Genomic DNA, 16363 nt, shown 5'->3' on the forward strand with positions numbered 1-16363 from the left:
AGGTGAAAAAAGGGCGCCCTTCAAGAGAAGGGCGCCCGGGGTAGACGGGATGATTGCCAGAGGATCAGGCGTTGACTCCTGCCAGGCGGGAGCCGCGCTGGAAGCAGTTGGCCAGCAGCAGCAAGGTGGTGACACCGACGGTGCCGAGCACCAGCCAGGGCAACCAGGGTTGCCCCTGGGCCATGGCGTAGTCGTGCAGGGCGCCGCCCCCCACGTAACCCGTCATGCCCCCGAGCGCCAGTCCCAGTCGGCTGAAGCCCATGTAGCTGCCCCGCGCCCCCGGTTGTGCCAGCTTGGTCATCAGGGTTTCCCGCGCCGGCTCGGCGATGACGATGCCGAGATAGAAGCAGGCGAGCAGCAGGAAGACGGCGGGCAAGGTGGTGGCAAAGGCCACCAGCCCGATCCCCGTGGTCATCAGCAGCACCCCCGCCATCAGGCGGTTCTCCAGCTTGAAGTGGCGCTCGCCGAACCGGGCAAGGGGGTAGAGCAGGGCCAGGGAGATGGCCGTCTCCAGGGTGTACATCCAGCCCACCGCCGTGGTGCTGCCTGCCATCTGTTTGACCAGGATGGGGAAGATCAGCATGACCTGCACCCAGAGCGCGTAGTAGCCGCTTAAGATCAGCACCAGTCGGCAGAAGGCCTTGTCCGCCAGCACCTGGCCGAGGCCATCCCGGATCGGCGTCGGACGCACCGAAAGCTTGTAGGGTGGCAGGATCAGCAGGTTGCACAGGGCGGCGCAGACGAACAGGCCGGCACCCAGCAGGCAGACATATTCAAAATCGAAGTTGAGCAGCCAGCTGCCGAGCAGGGCGCCCACCACGGCGCCGGCGCTCTCCAGCATCATCAGCAGGGAGATGTAGCGACCCCGCTCCCGTGGCCGGGTGAACTTGATCACCAGGGCGGCGCGGGGGGGATCGAACAGGCAGCCACCCAGCCCCGAGATGATGCAGGAGAGGATCAGTTCCAATCCGCTCTGGGCATAGGCCAGGCTGGCAAACCCCAGCGCCCGCAGCAGCATGCCGCAGACGATGAGGGGGCGCGCCCCGAACTTGTCGGCGAGGGAGCCGCCAAAGACCCCCAGCCCTTGCTGGGTAAGCTGACGCAGCCCCAGTGCCAGTCCGACCACACCGGCGGCCCAGCCCAGTTGGTCGACGAAGCGCAGGCTGATCATGGGCATCACCACGAAAAAGCCCAGGATCACCAGCAGGGAATCCAATGCCAAGAACCACCGTCCCAACCGCCTCGCCCGATCCACCATGACCCTGATACCTCTGTTTGCTTCGCTGATATTGTTGTCTTTCTTGCCCGAACGGCGCCGTCACCAAACAGAGCCAAGGGGGATGACAACTCCCTGGCTCGGTGGCGTTCAGCCGGTTCATGACGATTGATGCTGCTATTCTGGTGGGGCGCCAGATATAGTGGTAGCCGACAACTGGCTATATTTCATATTGGATTTGGTTATGGCTATGACCCTCGACGATTTGCAACTGCTGCTGGATGTGGCCAACCGTGGCAGCTTCAGCAAGGTGGCCGCCATTCGCGGCTGGTCACAACCCATGGTGAGCCAGCGCATTGCCGTGCTGGAGCAGGAGCTGGGCCAGTCTCTGTTCCGTCGCCATCGTCGGGGGGCCACCCCGACCCCGGCCTGCGAGCAGTTTCTGCCTGCCGCGACTGCGGCCCTGAGCGCACTGGAAGGGGGGCGGCTGGCGATGCAGGGGGCGCCTGCATTGCCGCGGATCCGGCTCTCCTGCCTCCCCTCCCTGACCACGGCGGTGTTCGGCCCCCTGCTGCTGGCCCTGGTGGACGAGACCTTCGAGATCCGCTGCAACACGGATCACTCTGGCATCATCATGCAGGAGTTGCTGACCGGCGAGACCGACGTGGGCTTCATTCTCAAGTGCCCTGCCATCGCGGGCATCCAGCTCGAACTGCTTTACCGTTCCCCGATCATCGCCGTGGCCTGCGCCACCCACCCGCTGGCCGGTCGGCAGGGGCTGACCCTGCAGGACATTGCCAACGAGCGGCTGGCCCCCCAGCAGTGGGGGACGGGCTGCGACGAGCTGATCCTGCAGTTGCGTTTGCTGCGTCAGGTGGCGAGCCCGCTGCACGCCATCCAGCCAGCAAGTGCGGCGCGGGAGCTGGCGCTGGAGCACGGCTTCATCACCCTGATGCCGGCGCTCGCCATCACCCGGGATCTGGAGTTCGGTCGCCTGGTGAAGCTGGACGTGGTGGATCTGCCACCGGATCACTGGGACGTGATGATGGCCTGGCGCAGCGGCAAGCGCCCCAATCCCGCCAAGGAGCGGGTGCTGGAGGCGGCCCGTACTCTTGCCCGGCGCTGGTCGGGCAAGCGGACATAAAAAAGCGCCGGACCAGGCCGGCGCTCTTCGCTTATTCCCCTTGATGCCCGCTCAGACTCAGTAGCTGGCCTTGAGGGTGACGCCGGAGAAGGCGCTGAACCCGCTCAGCTGCACGTGCCAGGTCCCCGCCTTGGGGGCGTTCAGGGTACAGGTTTCGGCATTGCCGCTCTTGTAGGGGCGGCAGTCATAGCTGCTGGCGGTCGGCGCGCTGCCGAACTTCACGTAGAGATCCGCATCCCCGCTACCGCCGCTGCTGGTCACCACCAGCTGGCTTCTGCCGGCGGGCACCTCGACGGTGAAGTTCAGCTTGCCCCCCTTGGCGGCGGTGAGATTGCTCACCGGTACCCCGTTTTGCAGCACGCTGCCCGGTTGGGGCGTGGTGCCGCCACAGGTGGCATTGACCCCGACGGCGGTGAAGGCGGCTGCCACGTCGCTCACGCTGTAACCGAGATCCGTGGCGGCCCTGGTCACCCCGCACGCCCCCTGATCGAAGGTGGTGTTGGGGCCCCAGTAGAGGCGGTTGGCCAGCACGAACACCTCGAACGCCTTGCGGGTTTGCCAGCCGCTGGTGTTGGCCAGCAGGTAGAAGGCGCGGTTGTAGACCCCGGAGCTGTGGTGCACGTCGATGCCGTCATAGTAATCGCTGGCGTGGCCGATGGACTTGCCGTCCCGGGCCGGGTCCTCGAAGTAGCGCAAGGAGCCGTTGCCCTTGAAGATCTGGGCCCCCACCAGCCAGTCGTTGCTGCCCTTCATGTAGTATTCGGCCGCTTCCCCCGCCATGTCGGAGAAGGCCTCGTTGATGCCGCCGGACTGACCGGAGTAGACCAGTCCTGAGTTCTGCTCGGTGAAGCCATGGCTCACCTCGTGGGCTGCCACATCCAGGCTTACCAGCGGATAGAAGGTGGTGGCCCCGTCGCCGAAGGTCATCTGGCTGCCGTCCCAGAAGGCGTTCTCGTAGTTGCGGCTGTAGTGCACCCGCATCTTGAGCTTGAAGCTCAGCGGCGCCGTGTTGTACCAGTTGCGGTACATGTCGAACACCACGTTGCCGAAGTAGTGGGCATCGTTGAGAGGAGAGTAGGCACCGTTGATCTCCTTGACCGTGTTCTCCGGGCAGGTGAACTGGTGGATGGTGCCCCCCGTGGTGCCGTGATTCATGTTGAGGGTGTCCACGTTGGTCCCCGTCATGCGGCAGTTGTCATCCACCTGGAGGGGGCCAAAGTCGGCGCCGTAGAAATACTTGCCGGTCTTGACGTTGCCCCCCGGGCCGGTGGCGTCCTTGTGGTTGATCCCCTCCCAGCGTTTGAGCTCGCTGCCGGTCTGGGCGTCGATCATCACGAAGGGGCGGCTCGGTTCCTTGCTGGCGGCGAGCCAGGAGACCAGATAGACCAGTCTGGCCTGGCCGGTCTCATCCTGCATCACGAACAGCTTGACCTGTTCGTTGCTCCCCTTGGCACCGCTGCGAGCCTGGCGTGCGGCGTCGCTGGCGGAGAGGGCTACGGCCGGGCCCGTCAGGTCGGCATCGATCTTGCGCAGCATGGTGCCGGACACCTGATTGACCTGGCCCCCCAGCGCCTGATCGGCCACCAGAACCTGGCCCCACACCGGAATCCCCTGCCAGGTCTGCTCATAGCGTATCCGCTGCTGGCCATTGGGCAGCGTCACCGCCCGCACCTTGCGAAACTCGCCATCCCCGGCGCCAAGGGCGCCAATCTTGGCGGCGCCGCTCACCGCAGCGGTCAGGTCGGAGACCTGGTTCACTTCCACCTGTTCTGCCGCCATGGCGGCGCTTCCCCAGCAGGCCAGCATGACGGCCAAATAGACTTTGTTCATCTCGTCTTTCCTTAGTCGATGAAGATTACACGCCGGGTCCGTTGCCCGGCGCTCTTACACTAGTGGGAAGGGGTAAAATAACGGCCTGTCATTTGTCACAGGGCAGCGAAAACAGATAGCACGATTCACTTTTACAGCGCCAATCATCCACAAATACTGGTAATGGCAGCATGTTGAACCGCTGCGAGGGGTGATTGATGACCTTGGGATCAAGGTGCCCGCATGGGGATCGCCATATGGGGGTTGCCAGCGGGGAAGCCGGTTGAAAAGTCCTTGGCAAACAAGGGGTTGATTGACTACATTGGATCCCATGACGGCAGATGGCCGGAGCGGAACCGGGGAGGAGTGGCGATGTTTTCATGGCAACTGGATGACGAGCTGGCGCTCCTGTTCCTGCAACCCGACATGGCCAGCGAGCTGTTTCGCCTCTGCCAGCGCAATCGCGACTACCTCTCCCAGTGGCTGCCCTGGGTGCCCCACATTCAGCAGCCCGCCGACAGCGCCACCTTCATTCGCCACGCCATCGAGAAGTTTGCCCGAGGGGAGGGGCTGACCACGGCCATCGAGTATCAGGGGGAGGTGGTCGGCGTCATCGGTTACAACCAGATCGATCAGGATCTCGGCAAGGTGACCATCGGCTACTGGCTGGCGGAGCGCTGGCAGGGGCACGGCATCATCACCCGGGCCTGCCAGGCCCTGATCCATCACGCCTTCGAGGAGATGGGGATGGAGAAGGTAGAGATCAGCGCCGCCCTCGAGAACGAGGCGAGCCGGGCCGTGTGCGAGCGGCTGGGAATGACCCAGGAGGGGATCACCCGGCGGGCGGAGCGGCTGGCGGACAGGGTGGTGGATCATGTGCACTACGGCCTGCTGCGGGACGAGTGGCTGAGGCTGAGGGATCTCTGATGACCCTTCTGTCCGCTTCCAACCTCCTGAGGGCGAGATGACGACGCTGCCCCACATTGCCACCCCTCGCACCCGGCTGACCGTGCTGACCCCGGAGCGGGCCTGCCTGATGGTGGATTTCTATCTGCGCAATCGCGCCCACCTGTCCCCCTGGGAGCCCAGGCGGGAGGAGAGCTTCTACACCCTCGCCCACTGGCAGACCCGCTTGCGCGACGGTTACGGCCACTATTTCGAGGGCAGTGCCGTGCAACTGGTGGCGCTCGATCCCAGGGGTGAGCGGGTGCTCGCCACCTGCAATTTCACGAACATTGTGATGGGCATGTTCAAGGCGTGCCACCTGGGCTATGCGATTGACAAGGAGCACGAGGGGCAGGGCCTGATGCAGGAGGTGGTGGCCGCCGGCATCGATCACCTGTTCCGGGAGCGGGGCCTGCATCGCATCATGGCCAGCTACATGCCCGCGAACCTGCGAAGCGGCGCGCTCCTCGAACGGCTGGGGTTCGAGCAGGAGGGATACGCTCGGGACTATCTGATGATCAACGGCCGCTGGGAGGATCACGTCCTCACCGCGCTCATCAATCCCGTTGGCTAGCAAAGCCGTTGTCGAAAGGGGGGCTGGCGGGTGACCGCCATCGCTTTTTCACTGCAAGATCGCACTATCTGTACGCCTCTCATACCCCTGGGGATAAAAGCGTGTAAAATTGCGCCCTGAATTTTCCCGGCCGGCAGACGCAGGCCGCGACTCCATACATGCAAGGCAGACATTGTGACAGAAGTAGATAGATTCGCGGACATTCGCCCCTATCGCGATGAAGAAGTACCGGCTGCCATCGAGCGGCTGATCCAGGATGACGAGTTTATCGGCGCCATCGCCAAATACCGCTTCGGTTCCCTGATGAGCTGGCTGGGCTGGGCCATTCGCCCGCTGATCCGCCAGTTCCTGCGCCACAAATGGGCCAAGGTCAGCACCATCCATCAGGTACAGATGGGGGTGACCCGCTACATGACCCGGATGATCGCCACCTCCACCCAGGGGGTGAGCTTCTCCGGGCTCGAACACCTCAAGAAGGAGCAGGGCTACCTGTTCGTCTCCAACCACAGGGACATCGCCATGGATCCGGCGTTCGTCAACTGGGGGCTGCACACCCACGGATTCGATACCGTGCGCATCGCCATCGGCGACAATCTGCTGCGCAAGCCCTGCGCTACCGAGCTGATGAAGCTCAACAAAAGCTTCATCGTCAAGCGCTCCGCCAAGGGACCGCGGGAGATGATGAAGGCCCTCGGCGAGCTGTCGGCCTACATCGGCCAGTCGGTGCACGAGGGGCACTCCATCTGGATCGCCCAGAAGGAGGGGCGCGCCAAGGACGGGGACGACAAGACGGATCCGGCCATCCTCAAGATGTTCTACGTGGACGGCAAGAAGCAGAAGATCGAGTTCGTCGACTACATGCGCAGCCTCAACATCGTGCCGGTGAGCATCAGCTACGAGCTGGATCCCACCGACAAGGCCAAGGCGCGCGAGCTCTACGAGAAGTCGGTCAACGGCAGCTACGAGAAGGGCGAATTCGAGGACATCGAGAGTATCGTCGCGGGCATCGTCGGCCAGAAGGGGCGGGTACACGTCTCCTTCGGCGCCCCCATCACCGAGGGCTTCAGCGATCCGGACGAGCTGGCGGCGCTCATCGACAAGGCGATCTGGAGCAGCTATCGCCTCTTCCCGGGCAACTACCTCGCGGCGGATGTGCCCGGCAAGGCCAGCACCATAGAGCAGAGCGCCTTCCTGACTCGCCAGTCCGAGGTGCCACAAGAGCACAAGGCCATCTGGCGCGCCATGTACGCCAAGCCGGTGGAAAACGCCGGAAAGGTTTGAATGGCACCGCTTTTGAGCGGGTGATGGAAAAAAAACGGGAGCAGATGCTCCCGTTTTTGCGTCTGGTCAAAGTCGGGGGAGATTGGGTAGTGAATAATATTGTTTCAACTGGTACGATCATCGGGTGAATGGGCGAGTATCTCTTGGCAGGGGCGGACGAGTATGCAACAGTGACTCGGCGCCATCGGCTTGGAAGCGACAGCGCCCCCGTCTGCACGGATGGCAGACGAGACGATAAAAGGACCTTCAATGGTCCTTTTTCATTGGTGCACAAAGATAGACCACAGATATATCTAAGGATGCGAACCTCATGATCACCGGCAGTCTGGATACCTTGCAACGCACCCCCTTGCCCGCCCCCCTGAACCGTATCGTGGCCGAGGTGGTGCAAAGCGTCGAACGCTGGCTGCACGCCCCCCTCGGCAAGCAGGAGGTCGACGGCCTCACGCTGTTCTGCCTGGTGAGCGAGGATCTGACAGAGCCGGTGGCGGATCGCCGGGGCGAGTTTCATGAGCAGTATCTGGACATCCAGCTGCTGCTGCGCGGCGAGGAGTGGATAGGCGTGGGCCCTCACGCCTACAGCCGGGACGGTGCCGATCATCCTCACCCCGATCTCTGGTTCGTCGATGACGAGCAGACCAGTTATCTGGCGTTGCAGCCCGGCGACTTCGCCATCTTCTGGCCGGGAGAACTGCATCGCCCCCTCTGTACCCTGACGACCCCAGGTCCGGTCAAGAAGCTGGTCGTCAAGGTTCACCAGTCGCTGCTGACCGGCGCCTGAGTGGCATTCGGGGCCTGGAGTCCCGAGTGATTGGGCCAACAGAGGCCCGTTGCGAATCGCTGATTCGACGCGCGCGCCAGACGAACGGTCTGAGCCCAACGATTTGAAAAATTGGACGCACCCTCCTGCGACCATAAGCCCCCGGCAGGGGAATCCCATCCATCGCTGGATGACACGACACTGTCGGCGTAAAGCCGAAGCACAGGAAGATGTAGAACATGAGCAAGTTGGTATTGATCCTTAACTGCGGTAGCTCTTCCCTGAAATTTGCCGTAATGGACGCTGAAACGGGCGAGGACATGCTGTCCGGCCTGGCCGAATGCTTCAATCTGGATGACGCACGTATCAAATGGAAACTCCACGGGGTCAAGGGCGACGCCATGCTGGGCGCCGGTGCCGCGCACCAGGAAGCCCTCGACCACATCGTGGGCCACATCCTGCCCCAGGATCCCGCCCTGGCCGATCAGCTGGTCGCCATCGGCCATCGCATCGTGCACGGCGGCGAGCAGTTCTCCCGCTCCGTGCGCATCGATGACGGCGTGATTGCCGGCATCGAGGCCGCCATTCCGTTTGCCCCCCTGCACAACCCGGCGCACCTCATCGGCATCCGTGCCGCCCTCAAGGTGTTCCCGGCCCTGGCCGACAAGAACGTGGCCGTGTTCGACACCGCCTTCCACCAGACCCTGCCTGAGGAAGCCTACCTCTACGCGCTGCCCTACAAGCTCTATCGCGAGAACGGCATCCGTCGTTACGGCGCCCACGGCACCTCCCACCGCTTCATCGCCGAAGAGACCGCCAAGGCGCTGGGCAAACCGCTCCATGAGCTCAACATCATCAACTGCCACCTGGGCAACGGTGCCTCCGTCTGCGCCATCAAGAACGGCGAGTCCGTCGACACCTCCATGGGGCTGACCCCGCTGGAAGGGCTGGCGATGGGCACTCGCTCCGGTGACATCGACCCTGCCATCGTCTTCTTCATGCACGACAACCTGGGTTACAGCGTGGACAAGATCAACCAGGTGCTGACCCGCGAATCCGGCCTGCTGGGCATGACCGAGGAGAGCAGCGACTGCCGCTACGTCACCGGCAACTACGCCACCGACGCCGGTGCAAAGCGTGCACTGGACGTCTTCACCTATCGCGTTGCCAAGTACGTCGGTGCCTATGCTGCCGCCATGGATGGTCGCCTTGACGCCCTGGTGTTCACCGGCGGCATCGGCGAGAACGCCGCCATGGTGCGCGAGATGGTGCTGGCCCGACTGGCCCTGCTCGGCTTCAAGATCGACAAGGAGGCGAACAACGCCGCCGTGCTGGGCGGTGAAGGCCCCATCACCGTCGAAGGCAGCCGTCTGGCCCTGGTGATGCCCACCAACGAAGAGCTGGTGATCGCCCGTGATGCCCTGAGCCTGGTCGGCTAAGGCACCCTCTGGTGACGACAACGCCCGGCCCCTGCCGGGCGTTGTCGTTTCGGCAATAGTGATCGGCCTGTCATTTGACATGGGGGACCAGATGCGTACCCTGACCGCTGTGTGATATTGCGGAGGTAACGATGAAAGAGATGTTTTTCAACTGGTTGTCAGGCCTGGGGGTCGATGTGACCCCCATGATGGCCCTGGTGATTGCCCTGGGGTTCATCGTGCTGACCGCCATGGTGCTGCACCTGGTGCTGCACCGCATCCTGCTGGTGCGCCTGGTGGGGCTGCTTGGCAAGACCAAGCAGATGTGGCTGCCGCCCCAGTTGCAGCAGCGCCTCTTCTACCGGCTCGCCTTCGTGTTCCAGGGGGCCGTGCTGCTCGGTCAGGCGGAAATCTGGCTGCCCAAAGCGTCCGAGAGCCTGGCGCTTATCGAGTTGCTGGCCCAGCTCTGGATCCTGCTGTTCCTGCTGCTGGCCCTGTTCGCCCTGCTCGACTGCCTGCTCTCCCTGAGCCGTCATACCCGGCTTGGGCGGGATCTGCCCCTGCGCGGCATCTTCCAGGGGGTGAAACTGGTGGCCAGCATCCTGGTGGGCATCCTGATGATCGCCCTGCTGCTCGGCAAGTCGCCCCTCTTCCTGTTCAGCGGCCTGGGGGCCATGACCGCAGTCCTGATGCTGGTGTTCAAGGACCCCATCCTCGGCCTGGTGGCGGGCATCCAGCTCTCCGCCAACCGCATGCTGAGCGTCGGTGACTGGCTGCAGATGGACAAGTACGGGGCGGACGGCGAGGTGACCGACATCGGCCTCACCACGGTCAAGGTGTCGAACTGGGACAAGACCATCACCACCATCCCTACCTATGCCCTCATCTCCGACTCCTTCAAGAACTGGCAGGGGATGACCGAATCCGGCGGGCGCCGCATCAAGCGCAGCGTCAACATCGACATGACCAGCGTGCGCTTCCTCACCTCGCAGGAGCAGTTGCAGCTCAAGCAGGCCAGGTTGCTGGCGCCCTACCTCAGCCGCAAGGAGCAGGAGCTCAGCAGCTACAACCAGCAGCTCAGCGATGCCATCAGCTGCCCCATCAATGGTCGCCACCTCACCAACCTCGGCACCCTGCGCGCCTATCTGGACGCCTACCTGCGGGCTCATGCGGGCATTCGCAAGGACATGACCCTGATGGTGCGCCAGTTGGCACCGACCACGGACGGCCTGCCGCTGGAGATCTACTGCTTCACGGCGACCACCGCCTGGGCCGAGTATGAAGGGATACAGGCTGATATTTTCGACCACATATTTGCGATAATTGAGCAATTCCATCTGCGTTTGCATCAGTCGCCAACCGGTTATGATATGCACAGTTGGAAAAACGGCTGATCCCGCTTATGACAAGGTGCCGTGGCGCAGCGCGGCACCGTATTTAATCACCGACCCGTCAGCACGTGGCGGTTGAAATTTGCATGGCAGAGGAGAAAAATGGCGGCCTTCTCTTCGCCCCGGGCGCGCCCGTCGCCTCCGCGCTGGCCAGAGTGCTGAACCACCCCCTTTATCACAGGAAAGTTATGAAGCTCCTCCACAACACGGCGGCCGCACTGTGCTGCTCCCTGATCCTGGCCGCCATGCCCGCCCTCGCCATCGAATATGCCCTGCCCGCAGCCAACAGCCGCCTGGTGGGGGAGAACCTGGACTACGTGGTGTCCCCGGAAGAGGCGGGCCAACCCCTGGAAGCGGCAGCGGCCAGATTCCAGCTCGGCTTGACCAACATGCTGGAAGCCAACCCCAAGGCGGACCCCCTGCTGCTGCAGGCGGGGGAGAAGCTGGTGGTGCCGCACCAGCTGATCCTGCCGGATGCCCCCCGTGAAGGCATCGTGCTGAACGTCGCCGAGATGCGCCTCTACTACTACCCCAAAGGCAAGAAGGTGGTGGAAGTGCTACCGATTGGCATCGGCCAGCTCGGCACCGACACCCCGGAAGACTGGGTGACCAGCGTGCAGCGCAAGAAGGCGGGCCCGACCTGGACCCCGACCGCGAAGATGCACGCCGAGTACGCCGCCCGTGGCGAGACCCTGCCTGCGGTCTGGCCGGCCGGTCCGGACAACCCCATGGGGCTGTTCGCGCTCTACATCGGCAAGATGTACGCCATCCACGGCACCAACGCCCAGTTCGGCATCGGCCTGCGGGTGAGCCACGGCTGCGTGCGTCTGCGCAACGACGACATCGAGTACCTGTTCAAGCAGGTCCCGGTCGGTACCCGCGTCCAGTTCGTGAACCAGCCCATCAAGGCCTCTGTCGAGCCGGATGGCCGCCGCTACCTGGAAGTGCACCAGCCCCTCTCCCGCAACCAGGAGGAGTTCAACTCCAGCCTGCCGGCCCCGCTGCCCATGTCCACCGCCGTGACCCGCTTCATCGCCCACGCGGACAGCGACTCCCAGCTGGTCAAGCAGGCCCTGGAGCAGCGCAGCGGCATGCCCATCGCCATCAACCGCTGATCCCGCCCGTCGGTATTCCGAGCCCCGGCCACTGTCGGGGCTTTTTTATGGCGCGGGGGAGGGGATCATCAGGGTAAACCCTTGGCAGATCGGGATAAAATCCGGCCTTATTGCAATTGAGTGGTTGCTTGGTTAGGTGTTAAACGTTTTACATGTGTTTTTTATTTGTTAAAAGTGGTTGTGGTCCGGCGATCTGCTGATTACTCTAGGCCGGTTTTTTTAAGGAAGAGTCCGTCGCAAGAACGGGCACAGACGTCACATAACGGAGTTTTGAATGACAGCTAGCACCCCCATGCTCATCACCTTTCTGGTGTACATCCTCGGGATGGTATTGATCGGCTTTATCGCCTATCGCGCCACCCAGAACTTTGACGACTACATTCTCGGCGGCCGCCGCATGGGGAGCTGGGTGACCGCCCTCTCCGCCGGCGCCTCCGACATGAGTGGCTGGCTCCTTATGGGCCTGCCCGGCGCCGTCTTCATCGGCGGCATCTCCGAGAGCTGGATCGCCATCGGCCTCGTCATCGGCGCCTACTTCAACTGGCGCTGGGTGGCCGGTCGGCTGCGGGTTCACACCGAGAAGAACCGCAACGCCCTGACCCTGCCGGACTACTTCACCTACCGCTTCGAAGACAAGAGCCGGGTGCTGCGCATCCTCTCCGCTCTGGTGATCCTGCTGTTCTTCACCATCTACTGCGCCTCCGGCGTGGTGGCCGGTGCCCGCCTGTTCGAGAGCACCTTCGGCATGAGCTATGACACCGCCCTCTGGGTCGGCGCCGCAGCCACCATCACCTACACCTTCTTCGGCGGCTTCCTCGCGGTGAGCTGGACCGACACCGTGCAGGCCACCCTGATGATCTTCGCCCTCATCCTGACCCCGGTGTTCGTCATCATCGCCGTGGGCGGCATCGACACCGCCATGGTGCAGGTGGCGGCGCAGAACGCCAGCAACCTCGACATGTTCAAGAACCTGGACTTCATCGCCATCATCTCCCTGATGGCCTGGGGCCTGGGCTACTTCGGTCAGCCCCACATCCTGGCGCGCTTCATGGCGGCGGACTCCCACCACTCCATGGCTAGCGCCCGTCGCATCAGCATGACCTGGATGGTGCTCTGCCTGGGCGGCGCCGTGGCCATCGGTTTCTTCGGCCTGGCCTACTTCTCCACCTTCACCGAGCAGGCGGGCGGCGTGACCACCAACCCGGAGCGCGTCTTCATCGAGCTCTCCAAGATCCTGTTCAACCCCTGGATTGCCGGCGTGCTGCTCTCCGCCATCCTGGCGGCGGTGATGAGTACCCTCAGTTGCCAGCTGCTGGTCTGCTCCAGCGCCATCACCGAGGATCTCTACAAGCCCTTCCTGCGCAAGAACGCCTCCCAGAAAGAGCTGGTGTGGGTCGGCCGCGCCATGGTGCTGCTGATCGCCCTAGTGGCCATCGCCGTCGCCACCAACCCGGAAAACCGGGTGCTGGGGCTGGTGAGCTACGCCTGGGCCGGCTTCGGTGCCGCCTTCGGTCCCGTGGTGCTGCTCTCCGTGCTCTGGTCCCGCATGACCCGCAACGGCGCCCTGGCGGGCATGCTGACCGGTGCCCTGACCGTCATCATCTGGAAGCAGTTCGGCTGGCTGGGTCTGTACGAAATCATCCCGGGCTTCCTGTTTGCCACCCTGGCTATCGTGCTGTTCAGCTTGTTGGACAAGGCTCCCTCCAAGGCCATGCAGGATCGCTTCGCAGAAGCCGAGCAGGAGTTCCAGAGCCCCATGGCCGACGCCATTGCGGCAAAATAACCCCCGCCTCGACGACAAAAGCCCCGCAACTGCGGCAATGCTGTTCACTTAAGCGGAGCCGCATTGCGATTTACCGGAAAACGGGTCTTTGATATCTTCACCGCCCTGGGTCTCGATGGCCTGGGGCGTTTTTCTATGAACATGACGCCTATGCAGCCCCGCAACTCCGCCAACCTCCGTGGCGTATGGGCTGGCGATAACGCGCCCGCCATCACTGCCATCTGGTTCGCGATGAACTGACAGGCAAACTTAAAGCTCACCTCATTGGGCGCTCGCTGATGGGCTATGGCGGCCTGGCTGGCCTCCCGCCTGACCAGATTGTATCCAAGCAGCAATCCCCACAGCTCCTGATAGACCAAGTCCACTTTCTTGCTTCTCAGCGTGATGGCGTTGTGCTGCATCGCGCTTTTGATATCCCGGTATCCCAGCTCGATTTCCCAGCGCTCGTGGTACAGGGTCGCCACCTGAGCTGCACTGAATCGCGCCACGGGCAGGGAGGTAAAGACCGTTTTCTCCTTGCCTGCCACCTCATAGGTCACTGCGCGAACTTGCCAGTGTGTCGGCAACGCCGGGTTTTTCTTGCGAGCCTGAGGCGAGACCGTCATTTGCAACAGACGGTCACCGTCGCCATAGCGCTCAAGTTCCGTGTATACCAGCCCCTTGCGTTCCGGGATGAGCCAGTGACGGTCGGTGTCTTCGGCCTGAATACGCAGCAACAGGTCGGCACCGAAGAAGCCTTTATCCAGCAGGGTCACTGACTTGTCCGGCAATGAGTGAATGAACTCGCTGGCCAGGGGGATTTCCCCTTTGCGGTACGGGCTGATGGCCGCGTTGGCAATGACATGCGAGCGGACATTCATGAGCGTGACCAACCGCAGCATCGGGTAGGGTGTCTGCCGGTTGGTTGAGGTGTTACCCGAGCCGAAATGTGCTCTGAGTTCAGGCATATCCTGGGTTCGGAACAGGGCCCCATCGATGGCAAAGACCTGTAAACCGTGCCAATGGTCTTCAGGATAACGTTCCCGCCCCCACACATCGGCGCACTGTTTGAACAGCCACTCGAGCGGCTGTTTGCCGAGTCGCTGACGGGCCTGAGACAGGGCACTGTCCGCGAGCAAGGCATCATTGGCCAACCCTTCTGCACAGATGTTGAGGCGCCGAGCGACCTCGGAGATGGGCTCATTGCGGAAAAAGGCCATCCCCACGACGAGCCACAAGACCATATCAGAAGGTAAGCGGCGTCGGCGGATAGTGGCCTTTTCAGACAAGGCGGCAGCGGCAGTAATCCATTCGTCGGGAATATGGTCGGCAAAAATGGCCAGCCGAGCCAGCATGTCGCCAGATGCCTCAACAACATCGTTCAGATCGTTTGCAATAGACATAAAAAATCCGGAACCAGTGATTGGTTCCGGATTGTCCTACAGCAGAAGGATCGGTCAATGGATCCTTAACTGATCAGCATTGCGCAACTGCGGGGCTTTTTAATGGGTAAAACATGCCCATGGCAGGGATTAGGCGGGGCGCCTGCCCAGCCGCCGCACATCCTGGCGGGCGGCGGCCCCGGCCTGGCGGAGCCAGTGCTGGCGGGCCCCCTCATCCGAGGTGTGGACGGGCCCCAGATGCTGGCGGTGGGTCAGCCGGATGCCGCACAGCCCCAGCACCGGCTTGTCCAGGGTGCGCTCCAGGGGGGCTCCCTGCCACCAGCGGTAATACCAGGGGGGGCTGTCCATGGTGAGCAGCAGGCGCGCCGTCTTGCCGGCGAGCAACTGCTCCGGGTGCGCCTTCCCCGGCTGGTAGCGAAAGGCGAAACCCGGCAGCAGGGTGCGATCCAGCAGCCCCTTGAGCCGGGCTGGCAGGTGGCCCCACCAGACGGGGGCGACGATCACCAGATGGTGGGCCTGCACCAGGCTCTGTTGCACCGCCTGCAGATCGGGCTCGAGGGGCTGCACCTCGTCATAGCCATGGTGAAGATCCGGCGCGAAGGCGAGCTCCCCCACGTGATGCAGGGTGACGCGCGCGCCCCCTTGCTCGGCACTGCGGGCATACTCTCGGGCGAGGGCGTGGCAGAGGCTGTCGGGTTTGGGGTTGCCGTTGAGAACAAGCAGGTTGGGGGTCATGGTATGGCTCCTTGAAGTGAGCCCCCATTACACCCCTTGTCCCATGGGACAGAGTCAAGCCACCTTTTGACCCCGATCCGCGGCGGCGGGATGATCCCGCCCGTCGGGGGATTGCCGCGCCGGGGCGCCATAGCGGCAGGGGTGCTGCGCCAGCAGCGTGGCGCACTGGCTCAAGCCCTGATGCTGGCGTTGCAGCCGGGCGACCTCCGCCTCGATCTGCGCCAGCTTGTCCGCGATAAGCTGCTCTACCCTCTGCCAGGGGAAGTGATCGAGGCTGGTGACGCCCGCGAGCAGGGGAACCAGCTCCCCGAGCTTGCAGCCAAGCCGCTGGGCCTCGCGGATAAAGCCGACCCACTCCAGATCCTCGGCCCGGTAGACGCGATACTTGCCGCGCCGCCTGGGCTCGGGCAGCAGCCCGAGCTGCTCGTAGAGGCGGACCGCCTTTGGGGTGGTGCCCGCCAGCCGGGCAAATTCGCCGATATACATGGTGCTGCTCGCAAAGGTGGTGTGAAAGGAGCCCACTATAGGCCAGTGGCAGGGGAGAATGCATCCCCAGGGAGAAGAGGCAGTCGGCGCGGCGATTTTCGTAGCAGCGCTCCGTATGCGGCTTTCCCCATCGAATGCGAGGGCGTTGCCCTCGACGGGGTTTCGCCCGCCCTTCGGGCCTGGGCGAGTGACTTTGGAAAGACCCGCTTTTTATTGAACATAAGACCAAAGGTCTTTTCCCCCGGCAAGCCGTCCGCTTCGCGGATTCCCTCGCCTCCTTCATCGGGTCGGACGGATCGCCGCACACGGCACATCCCTGCGCCG

14 protein-coding genes are annotated in these 16363 nt (G+C 63.2%); 9 read left to right on the forward strand and 5 right to left on the reverse strand.

Features of this window, described 5'->3' with window-relative positions:
• Positions 1-64: 64 nt before the first annotated feature.
• Positions 65-1258, reverse strand: a complete 1194-nt coding sequence (gene mdtH / locus C2U47_RS14425; protein WP_029314794.1) for a multidrug efflux MFS transporter MdtH — start codon at positions 1256-1258, stop codon at positions 65-67.
• 202 nt (positions 1259-1460) lie between these two features.
• On the opposite strand from mdtH, the gene C2U47_RS14430 reads away from it, so the two are divergent.
• Positions 1461-2360, forward strand: a complete 900-nt coding sequence (locus C2U47_RS14430) for a LysR family transcriptional regulator (RefSeq protein WP_029314793.1) — start codon at positions 1461-1463, stop codon at positions 2358-2360.
• A 57-nt stretch (positions 2361-2417) separates the two neighbouring features.
• On the opposite strand, the gene C2U47_RS14435 is transcribed toward C2U47_RS14430, so the two are convergent.
• Complete coding sequence (locus C2U47_RS14435) at positions 2418-4190, reverse strand: M4 family metallopeptidase (protein WP_010675530.1); 1773 nt, start codon at positions 4188-4190, stop codon at positions 2418-2420.
• Between the two features lie 351 nt (positions 4191-4541).
• On the opposite strand from C2U47_RS14435, the gene C2U47_RS14440 reads away from it, so the two are divergent.
• The 8 genes from C2U47_RS14440 (at position 4542) to putP (ending at position 13436) form a co-directional block, all read left to right on the forward strand.
• Complete coding sequence (locus C2U47_RS14440; protein WP_010675529.1) at positions 4542-5096, forward strand: GNAT family N-acetyltransferase; 555 nt, start codon at positions 4542-4544, stop codon at positions 5094-5096.
• A 37-nt stretch (positions 5097-5133) separates the two neighbouring features.
• Positions 5134-5688: a GNAT family N-acetyltransferase gene (locus C2U47_RS14445; RefSeq protein WP_010675528.1), complete on the forward strand. Its 555-nt coding sequence runs from the start codon at positions 5134-5136 to the stop codon at positions 5686-5688.
• Between the two features lie 174 nt (positions 5689-5862).
• Complete coding sequence (locus C2U47_RS14450; RefSeq protein ID WP_010675527.1) at positions 5863-6969, forward strand: 1-acyl-sn-glycerol-3-phosphate acyltransferase; 1107 nt, start codon at positions 5863-5865, stop codon at positions 6967-6969.
• Between the two features lie 310 nt (positions 6970-7279).
• On the forward strand, positions 7280-7750 hold the full coding sequence (locus C2U47_RS14455) for a YhcH/YjgK/YiaL family protein (protein ID WP_010675526.1): 471 nt from the start codon (positions 7280-7282) through the stop codon (positions 7748-7750).
• Positions 7751-7968: 218 nt separating this feature from the next.
• Complete coding sequence (locus C2U47_RS14460) at positions 7969-9168, forward strand: acetate kinase (protein ID WP_010675525.1); 1200 nt, start codon at positions 7969-7971, stop codon at positions 9166-9168.
• A gap of 131 nt (positions 9169-9299) precedes the next feature.
• A complete protein-coding gene (locus C2U47_RS14465; protein WP_010675524.1) occupies positions 9300-10541 on the forward strand; it encodes a mechanosensitive ion channel family protein in 1242 nt (413 codons plus the stop codon).
• Positions 10542-10726: 185 nt separating this feature from the next.
• Positions 10727-11653, forward strand: a complete 927-nt coding sequence (locus tag C2U47_RS14470; protein ID WP_010675523.1) for a L,D-transpeptidase family protein — start codon at positions 10727-10729, stop codon at positions 11651-11653.
• A gap of 274 nt (positions 11654-11927) precedes the next feature.
• Positions 11928-13436, forward strand: coding sequence for a sodium/proline symporter PutP (putP, locus tag C2U47_RS14475; RefSeq protein ID WP_010675522.1), 1509 nt, complete (start codon positions 11928-11930; stop codon positions 13434-13436).
• A gap of 44 nt (positions 13437-13480) precedes the next feature.
• On the opposite strand, the gene C2U47_RS14480 is transcribed toward putP, so the two are convergent.
• From C2U47_RS14480 to C2U47_RS14490, 3 genes are all read right to left on the reverse strand, one after another.
• Entirely contained in the window at positions 13481-14818 is a 1338-nt protein-coding gene (locus tag C2U47_RS14480) for an IS4-like element ISAeme15 family transposase (protein ID WP_103261422.1), read from the reverse strand.
• Positions 14819-14947: 129 nt separating this feature from the next.
• Entirely contained in the window at positions 14948-15553 is a 606-nt protein-coding gene (locus tag C2U47_RS14485; RefSeq protein WP_010675521.1) for an NAD(P)H-dependent oxidoreductase, read from the reverse strand.
• 54 nt (positions 15554-15607) lie between these two features.
• Complete coding sequence (locus C2U47_RS14490; RefSeq protein WP_010675520.1) at positions 15608-16039, reverse strand: MerR family transcriptional regulator; 432 nt, start codon at positions 16037-16039, stop codon at positions 15608-15610.
• Positions 16040-16363: the final 324 nt, after the last annotated feature.

Origin of the sequence: Aeromonas sp. ASNIH7 (assembly GCF_002903485.1) — a bacterium.
Taxonomy (GTDB): domain Bacteria; phylum Pseudomonadota; class Gammaproteobacteria; order Enterobacterales; family Aeromonadaceae; genus Aeromonas; species Aeromonas caviae.

Bases quoted from the DNA above. Each gene is read 5' to 3' on its own strand.
- mdtH (WP_029314794.1), bottom strand. From the start codon at position 1,258: ATGGTGGATCGGGCGAGGCGGTTGGGACGGTGGTTCTTGGCATTGGAT.
- C2U47_RS14430 (WP_029314793.1), top strand. From the start codon at position 1,461: ATGGCTATGACCCTCGACGATTTGCAACTGCTGCTGGATGTGGCCAAC.
- C2U47_RS14435 (WP_010675530.1), bottom strand. From the start codon at position 4,190: ATGAACAAAGTCTATTTGGCCGTCATGCTGGCCTGCTGGGGAAGCGCC.
- C2U47_RS14440 (WP_010675529.1), top strand. From the start codon at position 4,542: ATGTTTTCATGGCAACTGGATGACGAGCTGGCGCTCCTGTTCCTGCAA.
- C2U47_RS14445 (WP_010675528.1), top strand. From the start codon at position 5,134: ATGACGACGCTGCCCCACATTGCCACCCCTCGCACCCGGCTGACCGTG.
- C2U47_RS14455 (WP_010675526.1), top strand. From the start codon at position 7,280: ATGATCACCGGCAGTCTGGATACCTTGCAACGCACCCCCTTGCCCGCC.
- C2U47_RS14460 (WP_010675525.1), top strand. From the start codon at position 7,969: ATGAGCAAGTTGGTATTGATCCTTAACTGCGGTAGCTCTTCCCTGAAA.
- C2U47_RS14465 (WP_010675524.1), top strand. From the start codon at position 9,300: ATGAAAGAGATGTTTTTCAACTGGTTGTCAGGCCTGGGGGTCGATGTG.
- C2U47_RS14470 (WP_010675523.1), top strand. From the start codon at position 10,727: ATGAAGCTCCTCCACAACACGGCGGCCGCACTGTGCTGCTCCCTGATC.
- putP (WP_010675522.1), top strand. From the start codon at position 11,928: ATGACAGCTAGCACCCCCATGCTCATCACCTTTCTGGTGTACATCCTC.
- C2U47_RS14480 (WP_103261422.1), bottom strand. From the start codon at position 14,818: ATGTCTATTGCAAACGATCTGAACGATGTTGTTGAGGCATCTGGCGAC.
- C2U47_RS14485 (WP_010675521.1), bottom strand. From the start codon at position 15,553: ATGACCCCCAACCTGCTTGTTCTCAACGGCAACCCCAAACCCGACAGC.
- C2U47_RS14490 (WP_010675520.1), bottom strand. From the start codon at position 16,039: ATGTATATCGGCGAATTTGCCCGGCTGGCGGGCACCACCCCAAAGGCG.